The sequence below is a fragment of the Agromyces seonyuensis genome, assembly GCF_009789225.1.
Taxonomy (GTDB): domain Bacteria; phylum Actinomycetota; class Actinomycetes; order Actinomycetales; family Microbacteriaceae; genus Agromyces; species Agromyces seonyuensis.
On the sequence record NZ_WSTA01000025.1, the window covers coordinates 25,786 to 44,691 of the forward strand.

Here is an 18,906-nt window from a genome sequence, read left to right on the forward strand (position 1 = left end):
GCTCAGGCGGCGAGGTATCGGACACGACGCCCGAGCATCCCGTCGCCGAAACGCTTCGCCATGACCTCGACGGCATCGGGATGCTCGTCGATCATCACGAACCGGCGTTCGAGGCGGCGGGCGGCATCGCCCGCGGTGCCGCTGCCGGCGAACGGATCGAGCACGAGGTCGCCGGGCTCGGTGAGCGCCCCGATGAGCCGGCGCAGCACGCCGATGGGCTTCTGGGTGGGGTACCCGGTCTTCTCCCGGCCCGTCGTCGACACGATCGTGTGCCACCAGACGTCGCTCGGCAGGGCGCCGGCATCGCGATCGGACTCGGTCGACAGGCCGGGGGCCGTGAACCGCTCCGCGGCCGCGGCGGCGCCGTCGAAGCGGAAGCGCCGGGCGTCCTTCGCGTAGACGAGCAGGTTGTCGTGCTTCGCGGGCCAGCGCTTGGTCGAGCGGGCGCCGTAGTCGTAGGCCCAGACGATCTCGGCGACGAACTGCTCGGCACCGAAGAGGGCGTCGAGTGCGAGCCGGGCGTAGTGCACCTCCCCCGCGTCGAGATGGAGCACGAGGACGCCGTCGGCGGCGAGCAGCCGGTGCAGCTCGGCGATGCGCGGCTCGAGGAAGCCCCAGTAGTCGTCGAAGCGGTCGCGGTAGCTGAGCGCTCGGCCCTTCACGACCTCGTACGAGCGGCCCTGGAAGCCGATGCGCGTGCCGGCGTCCGAGCGGATGTGCGTGATCGACTGCCGCGTCTGCACGCGCCCGGAGTTGAACGGCGGGTCGAGGTAGACCAGCCGGAAGGCCTCGTCCGGCAGATCGCGCAGGACCGGCAGATTGTCGCCCGCGACGACGAGATCCCATGCGTCGTCGAGCGCGATCGGTCCGGGGGTGCGCGGTTCGGGCTGGACGGTCACGGTCCTCGACCCTATCGGTCGTTGCATCGGAGGGTCCGAGCGGATCACCAGACTGCCCGGATAGCGTCGATGCCGTGAACACCCCCCACGCCGTCGACGCCTCGACCGGTCCGGATCCCGAGGGCCGCGCGCCCGAGGCATCCGAACCCGAGACCTCGACCGCGCCCGCCCTGCTCACCCCCCATGCCCAGCGGTCGCTCGACGCGCTCGACGCGCCGACCCTCGACGAGATGCGCCGCCTCCGCGACGAGACCGACCGATTCTTCGCGCGGTATCGCTACGGCATGGAAGAGGTGCTGACGAAGCTCGAGATCCTGCGCGACGAGTTCAGCCGCACCTTCGACTACAACCCCATCGAGCATCTCGGCAGCCGGCTCAAGTCGGTCGACTCCGTCGTCACCAAGCTCGAGCGCAAGGGCATCGAGGCGACGTTCGAATCGATCGCGACGGCCATCACCGACATCGCGGGCGTCCGCGTCACCTGCAGCTTCATCTCGGACGTCTACCGGGTGTTCGACCTGCTCGTCAGCCAGCCCGACCTCACCGTCCGCAAGGTCAAGGACTACATCGCGGACCCGAAGCCGAACGGCTACCAGAGCCTGCACGTCATCGTCGAGGTGCCGGTATTCCTCTCGACGGGGCCGCACCAGGTGCCCGTCGAAGTCCAGATCCGCACGAGCGCCATGGACTTCTGGGCGAGCCTCGAGCACAAGATCTACTACAAGTACGACCGCCAGGTGCCGGCCGAGCTCCTCGACGGGCTCACCGAGGCAGCCCGCACCGCGTCCGAGCTCGACGAACGCATGGAGTCGCTGCACCGGTCCGTGCACGGGATGCCCGCGCCGCTCGCGCTCGAGCCGCCGATCGGCGCCGCGCGGCGGCCCGGCGCCGTCGACCCGCGGACCGGTCCGATCGCGGTCTGAGCCGGTCGGGTCTCACTCGGCCTTGCGGCGGCTCGGCTGCACCCGCGGCGGCTCGCCCGGCATCTTCGGGAAGTCCGGCGGGAACGGCAGTTCGCCGAGACCGGCGGACAGATCCGCCTCCCACGCCTCGAGCAGTGGCGCAAGCACGCCGGGGCGCGCCGCCGCGAATCCCTCCCACGCGTCGCCGCGCTCGCGCAGGCGCGCCGGCACCGTGCGCACGGAGAAGGCCGACGGGTCGAGCCCCTCGAGCTCGTCCCAGGCGACCGGGCAGGAGACCGGCGCTCCCGGCCGGGCCCGTGGGCTGTACGCGCCCGCCATCGTGCGGTCGCGGTTCGCCTGGTTGTAGTCGAGGAAGATCCGCTCGCCGCGCTCCTCCTTCCACCACGCCGTCGTGACCCGATCGGGCATCCGCGCTTCGAGCCGTCGGCAGAGGGCGATGACGCCGTGCCGGACGTCGAGGAACTCGTGCTCGGGCGCGAGCGGAGCGAAGACGTGCAGGCCGCGGCCGCCGCTCGTCTTCACGAACGGGTCGAACCCGAGCTCGACGAGCAGCGTCTGCAGCGCCCGGGCGACGTCGACCGCGTCGCCGAAGTCGGTGCCGGGCTGGGGATCGAGGTCGATGCGCAATTGGTCGGGGAGGTCGCTCGCCGCGGCCCGCGACGGCCACGGATGGAAGACCACCGTGTTCATCTGCACCGCCCACACGAGGGAGGCGGGCTCGTCGAGCACGAGCTGCGGATGCGACCGGCCGCTCGGGTAGGTCACCTCGCTCGCACGGACCCACTCCGGCGTGCCCTTGGGCGGGTTCTTCGAGAAGAAGGTCTCATCCTGGATGCTCCCTCGCACGCGTTCGAGCGAGACGGGACGGTCGCCGATCGCCCGCAGCATGGGTTCGGCGACCGCCTCGACGTAGTCGGCCAGTTCGCCCTTCGTGACCCCGGCATCCGGCCAGATCACCCGCTCGGGGTGGGTCAGCCGCACCTGTCGGGGCCCGTCGGGGCCGTCGAGTTCCCGCAGCTCGCCGTCCATGCCCGGAGGCTACCCGACGTGGGCGCCCGCCGCGACGGCGGCGAGCGACGCGGGCGCCGGTTCATCGACGGGCCGGAGGAGGAAGAGCCGCACGGCGCGGCCGGACTCCCGCTCATAGCCGCGGTAGCCGGGCCATTGCGCCTCGATGCGCCGCCAGGCGGCGTCGCGCTCGGCCTCCGGGATGCGAGACGCCCGGACCGTGAGCAGGCGCCCGCGGACGTCGATGACCGCGACGGGATGCGCGGCGAGATTGGCCGTCCACGCGGGATGGCGCTCGCGGGCGAAGCTCGTGCCGGCGACGATCGCGCGGCCCTGCCCGTCGGGCGTGTACATGAGGTGGGCGGAGCGGACGACGCCGCTGTGCGCACCGACCGTGTGCAGGACGAGCGACGGGACGAGGAGCCCGGCGATCTGGAGCCGGCCGCCGGAGAGCCGGCCGAGCAGCCGCTCGAACACCGGGAGAAGCCGGGGGGCGCCGGCACGGAAGAGGCGAGTTCGGGTGAGCGGCGCGACGACCGCGCGCACTGCTCGGACGACGACGGGAGTGCCGGTCGGATCCGGTGGCAGGATGCGCTCGGGCGCGTCGTCGTGGCTCACGGGGGCGAGGCTAGCGGATCACCGGTACACCCGATCGATGCGCCACTCGCCGCCCTCGGTCGCCACGACGTCGACCACGACGCTCTCGCCGTCGTCGACGGCCGTCGCCTGGAAGCGCCACCCGATGCGGGGCTCGGGCGCGTGCGTGAGCATGGGCGGCAACCACTCGGCCCGCTGGTGCAACGGCGTCGGCTGATCGCTGACCCGCCACCGCCGGCCGCCCCAGACGAGGCGCGCCGGACGGTCGTCGACGAGCCAGAGTGCGACTTCCTCGCCGGTCGAGATCATCCGCCGCTCCTTCGATCCATTCGAACATACGTTCGACTGCTCCGAGGATACGTCACGGCTCCCCGCCGGCCAAGCGGCCGTGGACGTCGGCGTCGTTCCGGGCGTGTCACGATTCGGTGACGAACGCTCGTCCGCCTGCCACCGGGCGACCGATGTGTGGTTTTCTCAGGCTGGAGACCCGGCAGCACCGGGTCTTCGCAGCACCAGGCGAGCCGCACCACCCGAACCGGGCAGAACGATCCGCCGAGTCCGGGCGTCCCGCGTCCGGAGGCCGCCCGCGGCCGCCCGACCCCCGATCCACCGACCGCGGCGCTCGTCGATACCGGCACGAGCGACCGCACCCCCGACCTCGCGGTCGGAGCAGCGCCGACAGCGGCGCAGGAGCGCAACCGGCGTTCCGAGGAACAACGAAGGAAAGACACACCCAATGGCCACTGGCACCGTCAAATGGTTCAACGCCGAAAAGGGCTTCGGCTTCATCTCCCCCGACGACGGCAGCGACGACGTCTTCGCCCACTTCTCGGCGATCTCCGGCAACGGCTACCGCAACCTCGTCGAGGCCCAGAAGGTCGAGTACGACGTCGAGCAGGGCCCCAAGGGCCTGCAGGCGGCGAACATCCGCGCCCTCTGAGCAGTTGATCCCGGCACGCGCCGGGCGGCCGTGCGGCGTCCCCCGCACCGACCGCCCGGCGCGTCCGCGTTTCCCGCCGGTCGAGATCGGCCGAGAACGCCGAAGGGCGCCGGGTCCCCCGGCGCCCTTCGCGTCCTCGTGCGGTGCTCAGTACCAGCCGTTGGCGCTGAAGCTGTTCCACGCGTTGCAGGGCGAGCCGTAGCGGCCCTGCACGTACCCGAGGCCCCAGCGGATCTGGGTGGCCGGGTTCGTCGCCCAGTCGGCGCCCGCGGACGCCATCTTCGACGCCGGCAGCGCCTGCGGAATGCCGCCCGCACCGGACGACGCGTTGTACGCGTTCGCGTTCCAGCCGGACTCGTGGTTCCAGAGTTCGACGATGCAGCCGAACTGGTCGTCGCCCCAGCCGAACGAGGCGAGCATGTCGCGGGCGATCTGCTGGTTCGCGCTCGGGTTCGACGGCGCGTTCGGACGCGTGGCCGTCGACTGGTTCGCGGTCGACTGGTTCGCGGTCGACTTCGCAGCCTGCTTCGCCGCAGCCTCGGCGGCGGCCTGTTCGGCGGCGGCCTTGGCGGCAGCCTCCGCGGCGGCCCGCTCGGCGGCGACCCGCTCGGCTTCCTTGCGGTCGAACTCGGCGACGGCGGCGTTGAGCTCGCCCACGGCGGCGTCGGATCGCTCGATCGTGTCGTAGATGGCGGCGACCCCGAGCTGAGCGCGCTGGGAGAACGGCTGGACGGCGGTGGCGACCTTCGTCGAGTCGGCTTTGCCCTTCGCCGCCGCAATGGCGGTGTTCGCGCGCTCGACGGCGGCGTCGGCCGCCTGGGACGCGTGCGCCATCGAGATCGTGGCGTAGGCGTCGAGCTGTTCGTGCTTGACGTCGGACGTCTGGTTGATCGAGGCGACGAGGGCGATATCGGCCTGCTGCTGCGCAGCGAAGGACGATTGCACGACGAAGCCGGAACCCGCGAGAGCGCCGGCGGCGACGACTGCGCCCACCGCGAGCATCCGCCGCGTGAGCGGCCGGCGCCTTGCCTTCCGGGTCGCGGCTTCGGTCGGTTCGAGGACGTCGAGCGTCTGCGGTCGGGTTTCAGGAGTCGGGATCTGCATGGCTTCCGGATTCGGGTGCGGGGCGCCCCAGGGGCGCTGTCCTTCGGTCAGGTAGCCCACGCGCGGAGTGCCGTGCGGGCGAGCAGCCCCGAGTCTGCAATCGGCATCTGGGCGGCCCGTGGCGGAATACTGAGAGATCCCCGCAATTCCCGCCGCTCGTGCGAATCCGGTGTATTGGAGGAATCCTCAGCCTGATATCCGCGAAGATCCGCATGATTCCGGGCGACCGAGGGGACGTCGAACACCGGCGGGTACGCAGAACGCCCCCGGAACGACCCCGAAATCTCTCATCCGATTATTTGAACGGAATCGTCACGTAACGGCGTGTCGCGCATCGAAACGATCACGATCGGCGTGTCGAGGTGACGCGAACCACTATGCGAAGTCCGACGTCGGACCCGCTCGGACGCCGTCGACCGAGCACGACGACCGTGCCGATGCTGAGCGGCGTCGACGGCGTCATCCGCTGACGTGCGCACACCGCCGTCGATACGCTGAGCGGATGCGCCGTTCACCCGCCTCCGCACTCCTGCCCGCCGGTCTCGCCCTCGTCGCCGGCCTCCTCCTCGCCGGCTGCACAGCCGCCGACTCCCCCGCTCCCGCTTCCGCCGAGGCGACCGCCTCCGACGCTGCGTCCGCCGAGTGCGCCGGCGTTCGCGTGCTCGTCGACTTCGGAGGGCTCGACGCCGACCCCATCGACGAGTGCGTCGACGCCGACGGCACGATCGCCGCGACCGACGTGCTCGACGAGGCCGGCGTGACGGTCGAAGGGTCGGCCGAGTACGGCGACCAGATCCTCTGCCGCGTCGACGGACGTCCTGCCGCCGACGAGACCGTCGAGGTCGACGGCGAGGAGCCGTTCGTCGAGAGCTGCGCGAGCATGCCGCCCGCCTACGCCTACTGGGCGCTGTGGCAGCGCACGGAGCCCGACGCGGAGTGGGGCTACGCGCAGGAGGGCGTCGGCACCCTCCAGGTCGAGCCCGGCCAGTCCCTCGGCATCGTCTGGACGACGGGCACCGAGACGCCGACGCCCGAGGACTGACTCCCCGCGATCCCATGCGGTTCGATCCGGCGCCACTGCGTACCGCGGCCATCGCGGCTGCGGCGTTCCTGGCGCTCCGGATCGTCTACCGACTGGTCTTCGGCGGGCTCGGCGGGCGCATCGTGCTCGTCGACCTGCCGACGCTGCGCCTCGGCGGGCCGTTCGCGATGGTCCGGCTGTTCGGTCCCGTCTCGCTCGACGGGATCGGCGGCGCCGTCGTCGGCGCACTGCCGTTCGCCGCGCTCATCCTCGCGTTCGGCGTGCTGGCCGCCGTCGTCGACCTGCGCCGGCTGCTCGCCGCGTGGGCCCGACGCGGTCCGGGCCGCTCGATCGCCCGCGCGCTCGGCATCGCCGTCGCGACGATGCCGTCCCTCGCCGCGTCGTTCCACGACGCCCGCCGCGCCGCCGCCCTCCGCGGCGAGCGCGGCGGGCCCGCACTCCTCGTCCCCGTCTTCGAGCGCACGATCGAACGGGCGCTCGCGCTGGCTGCGTCCCTCGAGGTGCGCGGCTTCGGCGCTCGGCGCCGGCTGGACGGCCGGTGCGAGGCGCCCGTGCGGCTCGCGGGTGCCGCTTTCGCCCATGAACCGGGCGGCGTACCGGTCCTGCACGACGTGACGTTCGCCCTCCCGCCGGGCCGGCTCGTCCTCGTCACCGGCCCGACCGGGTCGGGCAAGTCGACGCTGCTGCGCGCCGTGAACGGCCTCTTCGGGCACTTCGACGGCGGCGCCCAATCCGGGGTCGTCGAGGTCGGCGGCCTCGACCGTGCGAGTGTGCCGCCACGTGAGTGCGCGGGCTTCGTCGGCGCCGTCGGCCAGTTCCCCCGTGACGGTTTCGCCGGACGCACCGTGGCGGGGGAACTCGGTCTCGCGCTCGCGCTCCGCGGCGTCGATCCGGTGATCGTCGCGGCCCGCGCCGCCGAGGCCGCCGCGGCGGTCGGCGTCGCAGGGCTCCTCGAGCGCCTCGTCGACGAACTCTCCGCCGGCGAGGCCGTGCGCGTCGGCATCGGCGCCGCGATCCTCGAACGGCCGATCGTGCTCACCGTCGACGAGCCGCTCGCCGAACTCGACGCCGTAGGCCGGGCGCTCGTCGTCGATCTGCTCGACCGCCTCGCGCACGAGGCCGGGGTCTGCGTGCTCGTCGCGGAGCACCGCGTCGAGGCGCTCGCGCGGGTCGCGGACCTCGAACTCGCGATCGACGCCGGTCATGTCGTCGAGCGGATGCCGCAGGGGGCGGTCGGCGACCCCCTTCCGCCGGCCGCGACTGCTCCGTCGACGGGCGGGACGATTGCGAGCGGGTCGGGGCCCGTGAACGCGACGGCGCCGACGAGCGCGGCGGACTCCGACGCACTCTCGGACACCGTGCCGGGGCTCGCCGAGCCCGCCCCAGCCCGCCTCGAGGTCGACGGCGTCGACCTCCGCCGAGACGACCGGGTCGTCGTGGCCGGGGCTCGCTTCGCGGTCTCGGCCGGCGAGGTGCTCGCCGTCACCGGTCCGAACGGCGCGGGCAAGTCGAGCCTGCTCGACGCGATCGCCGACGGCGTCGACGGCGTGCGCATCGACGGCGAGCCCCTGCCCCGACGTGTGCGGGAGCGCAGGGAGCGCGTCGCGCTCGTGCCCGAACGCCTCGACACCTTGTTCACGACCGATTCGGTCGCCGCGGAGTGCCACCGCGCCGACCGCCGTCATCGCCGACCGGGCGGGTCCGGCACCGGTCCGGATACCTTCGCCCGGTTCGCCGGCCTCCTCGGCGAGGCGGCGGGGACCACGTCGCTCGTCGGCGGCCTCCCCGGTCGGCCCGACCGACCGGGGTCGGCCGACCGGCTCGACCGCCTCGCGGCCGCGCATCCGCGCGACCTGTCCGGCGGCGAACGGCTCTGCCTGGCGCTCGCGATCCAGACAGCGGGCGCCCCGCACGTGCTCCTGGTCGACGAGCCGGCGCGCGGGCTGGACGCCGCCGCCCGGTCGCTCGTCGCCCGCGCGCTCGGCCGGCTCGCCGCGGACGGCACCGCCGTGGTCCTCGCCACCCACGAGACGGGCTTCGCGCGCTCCGTCGCCACGTCTGCGCGCCGGATCGAGCAGGGCGCCCTCGGCCCGGCCGTCGCGGTCGTCGACGCGATGGGGACGAGCCGATGAGCGCCGGCGACCAGCTCCTGACGCGGACCGTGATCGAGCGCGACCGGCCGACGCGGCGGCGACGGCTCCTCGGGCGGATCGCACTCGTCCTCGGCAGCATCCTCGCCCTCGCCGGATTCGGCTGGCCGCTCCTCGCCCCCGCCGTTCCCGACCAGGCCCAGGCCGCCGCGCCCGCCCTCGCCCTGTCCCTCGTACCCGCCCTGCTCGTCCTCACCGCGCTCGCGCTCGACGGCGCCGTCGCGTCCGCGAAGTCCGTCGCGCTCCTCGGCGTGCTCGCCGCGATCGGCACGGCCGTCCGCGTCGCGAGCGCGGGCGTCGCCGGCGTCGAGGCCGTGTTCATCCTGCTGGTGCTCGCCGGACGCGCGTTCGGCGCGCGGTTCGGGTTCCTGCTCGGGGTGCTCACGATCGCCGCCTCGTCGCTCGTGTGGGGCGGCATCGGCCCGTGGACGCCGTTCCAGGCGTTCGCCGCCGGCTGGATCGGCGCGGGCGCGGGCCTGCTCCCCCGTCTCGGCGCCGCTCGCGCCGGCGGTGCGCCGCCCGGCCGATCCGGGCGCCTCCTCGAGCTCGGGATGCTCGCCGCCTACGGCGCGATCGCCGCCTACGGCTTCGGGCTCGTCATGAACCTCTGGTTCTGGCCGTTCGCCGTGGGGACGGGCACGGGAATCTCCTACGACGGTGCCGCGCCCCTCGGCGACAACCTCGCCGCGTTCGGCCTCTACTCCCTCGTCACCTCGACGGCGACGTGGGACACCGTGCGCGCTGTGACGACCGTCGTCGGCGTGCTCGTCGTCGGCCGGCCCGTGCTCGCCGCGCTCCGCCGAGCGAAACTGCGCTGAGCGGGCATCCTCACACCGAGAAGTACTTCGCCTCCGGGTGGTGGAAGACGAAGGCGTCGGTCGACTGCTCGGGATGGAGCTGCAGTTCCTCGCTCAACTCGACGCCCATGCGCTCTGGGCGCAGCAGCTCGATGACCTTCGTGCGGTCCTCCATGTCGGGGCACGCCGGGTACCCGAGGGAGAAGCGGGCGCCGCGGTACTCGAGTTTGAACAGCCCCTGCACGTCGTCCGGGTCCTCGCCGCCCAGTCCGAGCTCCTCGCGGATGCGCGAGTGCCAGTACTCGGCGAGCGCCTCGGTCAACTGCATGGCGAGCCCGTTGAGCTCGAGGTAGTCGCGGTACCGGTTCGCCGCGAAGAGCTCGGCGGTCGCCTCGGAGACCCGGGCGCCCGCGGTGACGAGCTGCACGGGCAGCACGTCGACCTCGCCGCTGCCGCGCGAGCGCACGAAGTCCGCGAGGTCGAGGTGGCGGTCGCGCCGCTGACGCGGGAACGTGAAGCGCAGCCGCTCGGTGCCGATCGGCCCCCCGGAGCCGCCGTCGGGCGCCAGCAGACCGGGCACGCCGAGGACGCCCTCGGGGTCGTCGCCGTGGTGGAGCACGATGAGGTCGTCGCCCTCGGAGGCCACCGGGAAGTAGCCATAGGCGACGGAGGCGTCGAGCAGGCCCTCGCCGAGGATGCGGTCGAGCCAGTAGCGCAGTCGCGGGCGGCCCTCGGTCTCGACGAGCTGCTCATAGGAGGCGCCGTCGTCGCCGCGACCGGGCTTCAGCCCCCACTGGCCCATGAACGTCGCCCGCTCGTCGAGGTAGGCGGAGTACTCGGCGAGCGCGATGCCGCGCACGATGCGGGTGCCCCAGAACGGCGGCGCCGGGATCGGATTGTCGGCGGCCACGTCGGAACGGGCCGGCAGGTCCTCGGGCTCGGTGAGGGTGAGCAGTCCCTCTCGGTGGATGCGCTTCTTCAACGGCGGCAGGCCGACCGCGTCGGGCTCGGCTCCGCGGGAGATCGCGACGAGCGGCTCCATGAGCGAGAGTCCTTCGAAGGCGTCTTTCGCGTAGCGGACCTCGCCGTCGAACTGGCCCGCGAGGTCGTCCTCGACGAATGCGCGCGTGAGTGCCGCGCCGCCGAGGATGATCGGCCAGCGCTTCGCGAGCCCGCGCGACTGGAGTTCCTGCAGGTTCTCCTTCATGACGACGGTCGACTTCACGAGCAGACCGCTCATGCCGATGACGTCGGCTCCGTGCTCCTCCGCGGCGGCGATGATGTCGGCGATCGGCTGCTTGATGCCGAGGTTCACGACCTCGTAGCCGTTGTTGGAGAGGATGATGTCGACGAGGTTCTTGCCGATGTCGTGCACGTCGCCGCGCACGGTCGCGATGACCATCTTCCCCTTGCCGCCAGCGGACGACCGCTCCATGTAGGGCTCGAGGAGGGCCACGGCCTGCTTCATGACCTCGGCGGACTGCAGCACGAACGGCAGCTGCATCTCGCCGGAGCCGAAGCGCTCGCCGACGATGCGCATGCCCTCGAGCAGGTGCACGTTGATGATGTCGAGCGGCGCCATGCCCTCCGCGCGCGCGAGTTCGAGGTCGGCTTCCAGTCCCTTGCCGGCGCCGTCGATGATGCGGCGCTCCAGACGCTCGCCGGTCGGCAGCGCCTCGAGCTCGGCGGCGCGGCGCTCGCGGAGCGCGGCGGTGTCGACCCCGGCGAAGAGGTCGAGCATCCTCGCCAGCGGGTCGTAGGAGACGGTGCCGTCGTCGTCGTAGCGGCGGCGATCCCAGACGAGGTCGAGCGCGGTCTCGCGCTGCTCCTCGGTGAGCGAGGCGAGCGGCACGATCTTCGCGGCGTCGACGATCGCGGAGTCGAGGCCGGCGGCGACCGCCTCGTGCAGGAACACCGAGTTGAGCACGGAGCGCGCCGCCGGGTTGAGGCCGAACGAGACGTTCGAGACGCCGAGCGTCGTGTGGATACCCGGGTACTTCGCCGTGATGCGCCGGATCGCCTCGATCGTCTCGACGGCGTCGCGGCGGGTCTCCTCCTGGCCGGTGGCGATGGGGAAGGTGAGGGCGTCGACGACGAGGTCCTCCACGCGCATGCCCCAGTCGCCGACGAGGGCGTCGACGAGGCGCGAGGCGATGCGCACCTTGTCGTCGGCGGTGCGGGCCTGGCCCTGCTCGTCGATCGTCAGCGCGATGACGGCCGTGCCGTGCTCCTTCACGAGCGGCATGATGCGGTCGTAGCGCGAGCCCGGGCCGTCACCGTCCTCGAAGTTGACCGAGTTGACGACGGGGCGGCCGCCGATGAGCTCGAGGCCCGCCCGCAGCACGGCGGGCTCGGTCGAGTCGACGACGAGCGGGAGCGTCGACTGCGAAGCGAATCGCGACACGACCTCGCGCACGTCGGCGACGCCGTCGCGGCCGACGTAGTCGACGCACACGTCGAGCAGATGGGCGCCGTCGCGGACCTGCTCGCGTGCGATCTCGACGCACTCGTCCCAGGCGCCGGCGAGCATCGCCTCCCGGAAGCGCTTCGATCCGTTGGCGTTGGTGCGCTCGCCGATCGCGAGGTACGAGGCATCCTGGTCGAAGGCCACGTGCTGGTAGAGGCTCGCGACGCCGGCCTCGCGCTCGATGCGACGCTCCGTCGGCACGCCGCCCCGGAGCCGCTCGACGACGGCGCGCAGGTGCTCGGGCGTCGTGCCGCAGCAGCCGCCGACGAGGCCGAGCCCGAACTCGCGCACGAACTGCTCGTGCGCCCGGCCGAGCTCGTCGGGGGCGAGCGGGTAGTGCGCGCCGTCGGCGGTGAGCACCGGGAGGCCGGCGTTCGGCATGCACACGACGGGTACCGAGGAGTGCTTGGCGAGGTGGCGGAGGTGCTCGCTCATCTCGGCGGGGCCGGTCGCGCAGTTCAGGCCGATCGCATCGACGCCGAGCGGCTCGAGCGCGGTGAGCGCGGCGCCGATCTCCGAGCCCATGAGCATGGTGCCCGTCGTCTCGACGGTGACCTCGACGAAGATCGGGAGGCGCACCCCCGTCTCGGCCGCGGCGACCTTGCACGCGTTGACGGCGGCCTTGGTCTGCAGCAGGTCCTGCGACGTCTCGATGAGGAACGCGTCGGCGCCGCCCGAGACGAGACCCGCCGCCTGCTGCGCGAACGTCGACTTCAAGTGCGCGTACGTGGTGTGGCCGAGGCTCGGCAGCTTCGTGCCCGGGCCCATCGAGCCGAGCACCCAGCGCACGCGGCCGTCGGCGGCCTCGAACGCGTCGGCGCGCTCGCGCGCGATGCGGGCGCCGGCCTCGGCGAGCTCGAAGATGCGGTCGTCGATGCCGTAGTCGGAGAGGTTCGACCAGTTCGCGCCGAACGTGTTGGTCTCGACCGCATCGATGCCGACCGCCAGGTAGGCGTCGTGCACGCCCCCGATGAGGTCGGGGCGGGTGACGTTCAGGATTTCGTTGCAGCCTTCGAGCCCGACGAAGTCGTCGAGCGAGGGCTCGGCATCCTGGATCATCGTGCCCATCGCACCGTCGGCGATGACGACGCGCGAGCGCATGGCGTCGACGAGCGCCTGCGATCGGTCCGGGAACGGGCGCTGGTCGGGTGCGAAGGGCGAGCGGATGGCTTCGTGCGGCACGGTCCGATGCTAGTGCCGCGCGGGGCCGTCGCACCCGGCCGACGTCGCCATTGGTCGTCCCCCGCTCCGGGCCCCGCCGGTCGGCCCGAACGGCCCGCCGCGGACGCTCAGGCGACCAGGCGCAGCACTTGTTCGACGGCCAATCGGTACGAGTCGCGCCCGAACCCGGCGATGACGCCCGAGGCGACGCCCGAGATCACGCTCGTGTGCCGGAACGTCTCGCGGGAGTGCGGGTTCGAGAGGTGCACCTCGACGAGCGGCACGCCCGCCGTCTTCAGCTGGGCCGCGGCATCCCGCAGCGCGTAGCTGTAGTGCGTGAACGCCGCCGGGTTGAGCACCACCGGGATGCGCCGGTCGACGGCCTCGTGGATCCAGCGGACGAGCTCGGCCTCGTCGTCGGTCTGGCGCAGCTGCACGTCGGCGCCCGGCACCGTCTCGGCCAGGTAGGCGCCGATGTCGGCCAGCGACTCCGAGCCGTACACCTCGGGCTCGCGCGTGCCGAGCCGGCCGAGGTTCGGGCCGTTGAGCACCAGGATGTCCGTCATGCCGCGAGCCTAGCGATCCGCTCTGCGGGGCCGATTCCGCCGGTCACGAGCCGATCTCCTGGTAGGCGGCGAAGAGCATGGCCGCCTCGGGCGCCTGCATGACCGTCGGCTTGGCGAGGTCGTCGAGCACGATGAAGCGGAGCTGTCCGCCGCGCGCCTTCTTGTCGCGCTGCATCGTCGCGTAGAGGGTGTTCCAGCGGCCGACCGGGTAGGAGGTCGGCAGGTGGAGCAGTTCGAGCACGCGCCGGTGCCGGTCGGCGACGTCGTCGGAGAGACGGCCGCTGAGGCGCGCGAGCTCGGCGACGAAGACCATGCCGATCGAGATCGCCGCGCCGTGGCGCCACTGGTAGCGCTCCGCGTGCTCGATCGCGTGGCCGAGCGTGTGGCCGTAGTTGAGGATCTCGCGCAGCCCCTGCTCGGTGAAGTCCTCGCCGACGACGTCGGCCTTCATCGTGATCGCGAGCTCGACGACGCGACGGAACTCGGGCGTCGTCGGGTCGGTCGCGCGCGCGGGGTCGGCCTCGATCGTGTCGAGGATCTCGGGGTAGCGGATGAACCCGGCCTTCACGATCTCGGCGAAGCCCGCGAGGATCTCGTTCTCGTCGAGGGTGTCGAGCGTGTCGAGGTCGCAGAGCACCGCGGCCGGCGCCCAGAACGCGCCGACGAGGTTCTTGCCCTCGTTCGTGTTGATGCCGGTCTTGCCGCCGACGGCCGCGTCGACCATGCCGAGCACGGTGGTCGGGATCTGGACGACCCGAACCCCGCGCAGCCACGTCGCCGCGACGAAGCCCGCGAGGTCGGTGACGGCGCCGCCGCCGAAGCCGACGATCGCATCGGTGCGGGTGAAGTCGGCCTGGCCGAGGATCTGCCAGCAGAACGCGGCGACCTCGACCCGCTTGCCCGATTCGGCATCCGGGATCTCGGCGAGGATCGCCTCGTAGCCGGCCTCGACGAGCGTCGCCCGGAGCGCGTCGGCGGGCGCGGTCAGGGTCGGCGGGTGCACGAGCAGCACCTTGCGCACCTTCGGGCCGAGGCGCTCGGGCAGTTCGGCGAGGACGCCGCGGCCGACGACGACGTCGTAGCCCGGGTCGCCGGCGACGTGGATGACCGTGGATGCGGTTGCGTCCGCCATGTTCAGTTCCCTTCCGAGCCGGTGGATGACCCCGGCTGCGCCGGGCGCAGCCGCCCGACGAGTTCTGCGACGATCGCCTCGACGCTGCGGCCGCTCGTGTCGATGCGGAGGGTCGCGACCTCCGCGTAGCGCGGACGCCGTGCTTCCATGATGCGCTCCCACTCGGCGATGCCGCCGCCCGCGAGGAGCGGTCGTCGGCCGCCGACGAGGCGTGCGGCGACCGTCTCGCGGTCGACCTCGAGGAGGACGACCACGGCGTCGTGCTCGCGGAGCCCGGCCGCGGTGCCGTCGTGCAGCACGGCGCCGCCGCCCGGGGCGATGACCCCGCCCGCGGCGAGCGCCTCGGCGACCGCCTCGGCCTCGCGCTCGCGGAACCAGGGTTCGCCGTGCTCGGCGAAGATGGCCTCGATCGGTCCGTGCGCGGCGACGATCGCTTCGTCGGTGTCGCGGAACGGCAGCCCGAGCTTCGTCGCGAGCCGCTTGCCGACGGCAGTCTTGCCGGCCCCCATCGGACCGATCAGCACGACCGGTCGTTCGGCGCTCATTCGACCCCGCTCGCCCCCGCGGTGCGGAGGGCGTCGGGGATCGCGGCGAGGTAGCCCTCGAGGTTGCGCTTGGTCTCGGTCACCGAGTCGCCGCCGAACTTCTCGAGCACGGCGTTCGCGAGCACGAGCGCGACCATGGCCTCGGCCACGACGCCGGCCGCGGGCACCGCGGAGACGTCGGAGCGCTGGTGGTGCGCCGCAGCGACCTCGCCCGTGGCGACGTCGATGCTCGCGAGTGCGTGTGGCACCGTCGCGATGGGCTTCATTCCGGCACGCACCCGGAGGATCGTGCCCGTGGACATGCCGCCCTCGGTGCCGCCGGCGCGGTCGGACGTGCGCTCGATGCCGTCGGCGCCGGGCACGAGTTCGTCGTGCGCGGCAGACCCGCGGCGGCGGGTCGTCTCGAAACCGTCGCCGACTTCGACGCCCTTGATCGCCTGGATGCCCATGAGCGCGGCCGCGAGCTGCGCGTCGAGCCGGCGGTCCCAGTGGACGTGCGAACCGAGCCCCGGCGGTACGCCGTAGGCGAGGACTTCGACGACGCCGCCGAGGGTGTCGCCCGTCTTGTGCGCGTCGTCGACCTCGGCGACCATCGCGGCGGACGTCTCCGGGTCGAAGCAGCGCAGCGGGTCGGCGTCGATCACGGCGAGGTCGGCGGGCGTCGGCAGCGCCGCATCCTCGGGCACCCGGACGGGCCCGATCGAAAGCGTGTGCGCGACGGTCGTGATGCCGAGCTCGGCGAGGAACGCTTTGGCGACGGCGCCGAGGGCGACGCGGGCCGCGGTCTCGCGGGCGCTCGCGCGCTCCAGCACCGGGCGGGCCTCGTCGAAGCCGTACTTCTGCATGCCGACGAGGTCGGCGTGCCCCGGGCGCGGACGGGTGAGCAGCGCGCCGCGACCGCGGCCGAGCTTGGCGGGGTCGATGGGTTCCGGACTCATGACCTCCTGCCACTTCGGCCACTCGGTGTTGCCGACGCGGATCGCGACGGGGCTGCCGAGGGTGAGGCCGTGGCGCACGCCGCCGGAGAACGTCAGCTCGTCCTGCTCGAACTTCATGCGCGCGCCGCGACCGTAGCCGAGCTTGCGGCGGGCGAGGTCCTCGCGGACCGTGTCGAGCGAAATGGGGATACCGGCGGGAAGACCCTCGAGGATCGCGACGAGCTCCGGCCCGTGCGATTCGCCGGCGGTGAGCCAACGGAGCATGGGCTCAATCCTCCCATACGGCCGGCGGCCGCTCCGCCGTGTGACGACTAGCGCCCGGCGACCTCGCGGAGCGCGATGCGCATCGCCTCGAGCACCCGCCCCTCGTCGGGCAGCGGCGTGTTCGGCTCGCCCCCGACGAAGATGCGCACCTGCAGCACCGCCTGGTGCAACAGCATCAGGATGCCGTCGACGACGGGCGAGCCGGCATCGGACCACTGGGCGGCGAGCGTCGTCGGCCACGGGTCGTAGGCGACGTCGAACAACGTCGAGGCGAGCAGTGCCTCGGAGGGCCGGAGCCCGAGATCCGTGCCGCCCGGGAGCGCGCCCACGACGACGTCGGCGGCCGGGGCGTCCTCGATCCCGTCGATCGGATGCGCGGACATGCGCAGGCCCAACTCGCGGCCGATGCGCAGCACCTCGGCGGCGCGCTCGGGCGAGCGGACGTGCACGCGCACGGCCTCCGCGCCGAGTTCCGCGAGGGCGGCCACTGCCGAACCCGCCGTCGAGCCACCGCCGATGAGCACGCCCTCGCGGACGCGCTCGAGCCCGGACTCGCGCAGCGCTGCGACGATGCCGCCGACGTCGGTGTTGAAGCCGATCCGTCGCCCCTCATCGCTGAAGCGCAGCGTGTTCACGGCGCCCGTCGCGCGCGCCACCGGGCCGACCTCGTCGAGCAGCGGGATGACCTCGGCCTTCAGCGGCATCGTGAGCGAGAGACCGCGCCACGAGGCATCCAGGCCGTCGAGGAAGGCCGCCAGCTCGCCGGAACCGACCTCGGCGCGCCCGTACTCCCAGTCGAGGCCGAGCACGCCGTACGCGGCGGCGTGCAGCACGGGCGACTTCGAGTGCCGGATGGGCGAACCGAGCACCGCGAGACGGGCCGCGCTCACTCTCCGTACCCGGGATTGGCGCGCAGCCACGCCTGATACTGCTCCACCGCCGCCTCGTGCTCGGCGAGCGTCGTCGAGAAGACGGTCTCGCCGGTGTCGAGGTTCACCGTGACGAAGTAGATCCAGGTGCCGTCCGCCGGATGCAGCGCCGCGTCGATCGCGAGATCGCCGGGGTTGCCGATCGGACCGGGCGGGAGCCCGGGGTGCACGTAGGTGTTGTAGACGTTCGCCGGGTCGTTGCGCTGGGCGTCGGTCGTCGTGATGACGGTGTCGTCGCCGAGGCCGTAGTGCACGGTGGAGTCGAACTGCAGGAGCCCGCTCGGGAACTGCGCCGGGTCGAGGCGGTTCTGGATGACGCGCGACACCTTGTAGTAGTCGTCGCGCAGTCCGGCCTCGCGCTCGAGCATGGACGCGATGATCGCCGTCCGCCAACGGTCGGCGGGTGCGACGCCCGCGGCGTCGTACGCCTGCATGCTGCGATCCACCATCGCGCCGACGACCTCGGCGGCCGTCGCGTCCGGTCCGAACGAGTACGTCGCCGGGAACAGGAAGCCCTCGACGTTCGTCGCCTCTGCCGGCAGCCCGAGTGCGGCGGGGTCGGCCGCGGCGGCCTGCAGTTCCTCGATCGGGATGCCCGTGCCCTCGGCCGCGAGCGCGAGCGCGTCGCGGGCCCACATCCCCTCGGTGACGACGAACGTGTTCTCCATGCGGTTCGCGTCGTCGAGCAGGGCATCCAGCGCGGATCGCGCGCTCATCTCGTTCGCGAGACGGAACACGCCCGGGTAGAACGTCGGATTCTCCTGGGCGACGAGGTCGTAGAACGCGTCGTAGGAGGCCGTGACGCCCTGCTCGTAGAGGTTCGTGGCGATGGTGCCGCCGTCGTCGCCCGACTCGATGGTGAAGTCCACCTCGCCCGTGCCGGCGCCCGTGTAGTCGGCCGCCGGTTCGAACTGGGCCATGAAGTCCTCGACCGGGCCCTTGAGCATGAAATACCCGACGACGCCGAGGGCGAGAATGACGAGCAGCGCAACGAGGCAGCCGACGGGGCCGCGTCGCGACTTCTTCGGCGGTGCGCCGTAGCCGTCGCCGTACACCGCGTCGTAGGCCTCGCGCTCGCGGTCGCGATCGCGCGCCGGGCGAGCCTCGGCGCTCCGGCCGCCGCGCGGCGGTGCGTCGCCGGCCGAGAGCAGCGCCTCGAACCCGGTCACCGCGTCGTCGGTCTCGCGTGCGAGGGGTTCGTCCCGCTCGTCGCGCTCGTCGCGCCGGGGGGCCCCGCTGCGGGCGAGCGCCCACTCGTCGACGCCGGCATCGACGTCGTCGTCCAGGGCGGTCCGAGCGACGACGGGCCGCGTCGGCAGCGCAGACGGGCCGGTCGCGCTCGCGCGAGGCGCGTCGCCGCGGGCGGCGGCGGTGGCCTGCGAGCGCTGCCGCCAGACTTCGGCGATCTGCGCCTCGGCGGCGCTCATGGCCTCGGCGCCGGCCG

Annotated in this window: 17 protein-coding genes; 5 read left to right on the top strand and 12 right to left on the bottom strand. The window is 72.8% G+C overall.

All coding sequences use genetic code 11. From position 1 onward, the window contains the following. Window positions 1–2: 2 nt before the first annotated feature. Complete coding sequence (locus tag GB864_RS07500; RefSeq protein ID WP_336603912.1) at window positions 3–899, bottom strand: DNA-methyltransferase; 897 nt, start codon at window positions 897–899, stop codon at window positions 3–5. Window positions 900–1,129: 230 nt separating this feature from the next. Here GB864_RS07500 and GB864_RS07505 point away from each other — a divergent pair, with 230 nt between their 5' ends. Continuing rightward, window positions 1,130–1,822 carry a GTP pyrophosphokinase gene (locus GB864_RS07505; protein ID WP_160423743.1) on the top strand — a complete coding sequence of 231 codons (693 nt, stop codon included), beginning with the start codon at window positions 1,130–1,132 and terminating at the stop codon, window positions 1,820–1,822. Between the two features lie 12 nt (window positions 1,823–1,834). On the opposite strand, the gene ligD is transcribed toward GB864_RS07505, so the two are convergent. The 3 genes from ligD to GB864_RS07520 are packed head-to-tail and all read right to left on the bottom strand — an operon-like array spanning window position 1,835 to window position 3,736. Next, the gene (ligD, locus tag GB864_RS07510; RefSeq protein WP_160423726.1) at window positions 1,835–2,851 is read right to left on the bottom strand and encodes a non-homologous end-joining DNA ligase; all 1,017 of its coding nucleotides are present in this window, start codon (window positions 2,849–2,851) and stop codon (window positions 1,835–1,837) included. Between the two features lie 9 nt (window positions 2,852–2,860). Then, entirely contained in the window at window positions 2,861–3,448 is a 588-nt protein-coding gene (locus GB864_RS07515; protein WP_336603913.1) for a nitroreductase family deazaflavin-dependent oxidoreductase, read from the bottom strand. 18 nt (window positions 3,449–3,466) lie between these two features. Next, window positions 3,467–3,736, bottom strand: coding sequence for a hypothetical protein (locus tag GB864_RS07520; protein WP_160423727.1), 270 nt, complete (start codon window positions 3,734–3,736; stop codon window positions 3,467–3,469). Between the two features lie 427 nt (window positions 3,737–4,163). Here GB864_RS07520 and GB864_RS07525 point away from each other — a divergent pair, with 427 nt between their 5' ends. Then, window positions 4,164–4,367 (top strand): cold-shock protein, encoded by a 204-nt coding sequence (locus GB864_RS07525; RefSeq protein ID WP_160423728.1) that lies wholly within the window; start codon window positions 4,164–4,166, stop codon window positions 4,365–4,367. Window positions 4,368–4,514: 147 nt separating this feature from the next. On the opposite strand, the gene GB864_RS07530 is transcribed toward GB864_RS07525, so the two are convergent. Then, a complete protein-coding gene (locus GB864_RS07530) occupies window positions 4,515–5,360 on the bottom strand; it encodes an aggregation-promoting factor C-terminal-like domain-containing protein (protein ID WP_202107051.1) in 846 nt (281 codons plus the stop codon). A gap of 613 nt (window positions 5,361–5,973) precedes the next feature. Between GB864_RS07530 and GB864_RS07535 the strand changes: the two genes are divergently transcribed. From GB864_RS07535 to GB864_RS07545, 3 genes are read left to right on the top strand one after another with little or no spacing between them, the layout of a single operon-like run. Next, window positions 5,974–6,513 (top strand): hypothetical protein, encoded by a 540-nt coding sequence (locus tag GB864_RS07535; protein ID WP_160423729.1) that lies wholly within the window; start codon window positions 5,974–5,976, stop codon window positions 6,511–6,513. A 14-nt stretch (window positions 6,514–6,527) separates the two neighbouring features. Further along, a complete protein-coding gene (locus GB864_RS07540; protein WP_160423730.1) occupies window positions 6,528–8,645 on the top strand; it encodes an ATP-binding cassette domain-containing protein in 2,118 nt (705 codons plus the stop codon). Beyond that, window positions 8,642–9,481 (top strand): ECF transporter S component, encoded by an 840-nt coding sequence (locus GB864_RS07545; protein ID WP_160423731.1) that lies wholly within the window; start codon window positions 8,642–8,644, stop codon window positions 9,479–9,481. The genes GB864_RS07540 and GB864_RS07545 overlap by 4 nt, the downstream gene beginning before the upstream one ends. A gap of 10 nt (window positions 9,482–9,491) precedes the next feature. Here the strand turns inward: GB864_RS07545 and metH are convergent, their stop codons facing one another. The 7 genes from metH to mltG all read right to left on the bottom strand — a co-directional run. Continuing rightward, a complete protein-coding gene (gene metH, locus GB864_RS07550) occupies window positions 9,492–13,028 on the bottom strand; it encodes a methionine synthase (protein WP_160423745.1) in 3,537 nt (1,178 codons plus the stop codon). Window positions 13,029–13,216: 188 nt separating this feature from the next. Further along, window positions 13,217–13,654: a type II 3-dehydroquinate dehydratase gene (locus GB864_RS07555; RefSeq protein WP_160423732.1), complete on the bottom strand. Its 438-nt coding sequence runs from the start codon at window positions 13,652–13,654 to the stop codon at window positions 13,217–13,219. Between the two features lie 43 nt (window positions 13,655–13,697). After that, window positions 13,698–14,786: a 3-dehydroquinate synthase gene (gene aroB / locus GB864_RS07560; RefSeq protein ID WP_160423733.1), complete on the bottom strand. Its 1,089-nt coding sequence runs from the start codon at window positions 14,784–14,786 to the stop codon at window positions 13,698–13,700. A 2-nt stretch (window positions 14,787–14,788) separates the two neighbouring features. Next, window positions 14,789–15,331, bottom strand: coding sequence for a shikimate kinase (locus tag GB864_RS07565; protein WP_160423734.1), 543 nt, complete (start codon window positions 15,329–15,331; stop codon window positions 14,789–14,791). Continuing rightward, a complete protein-coding gene (aroC, locus tag GB864_RS07570) occupies window positions 15,328–16,533 on the bottom strand; it encodes a chorismate synthase (protein ID WP_160423735.1) in 1,206 nt (401 codons plus the stop codon). The genes GB864_RS07565 and aroC overlap by 4 nt, the downstream gene beginning before the upstream one ends. A gap of 47 nt (window positions 16,534–16,580) precedes the next feature. Beyond that, on the bottom strand, window positions 16,581–17,423 hold the full coding sequence (locus tag GB864_RS07575; protein WP_202107061.1) for a shikimate dehydrogenase: 843 nt from the start codon (window positions 17,421–17,423) through the stop codon (window positions 16,581–16,583). Continuing rightward, on the bottom strand, window positions 17,420–18,906 hold a 1,487-nt coding region (gene mltG / locus GB864_RS07580; RefSeq protein WP_336603914.1), incomplete at its 5' end, for an endolytic transglycosylase MltG. The genes GB864_RS07575 and mltG, both read right to left, overlap by 4 nt.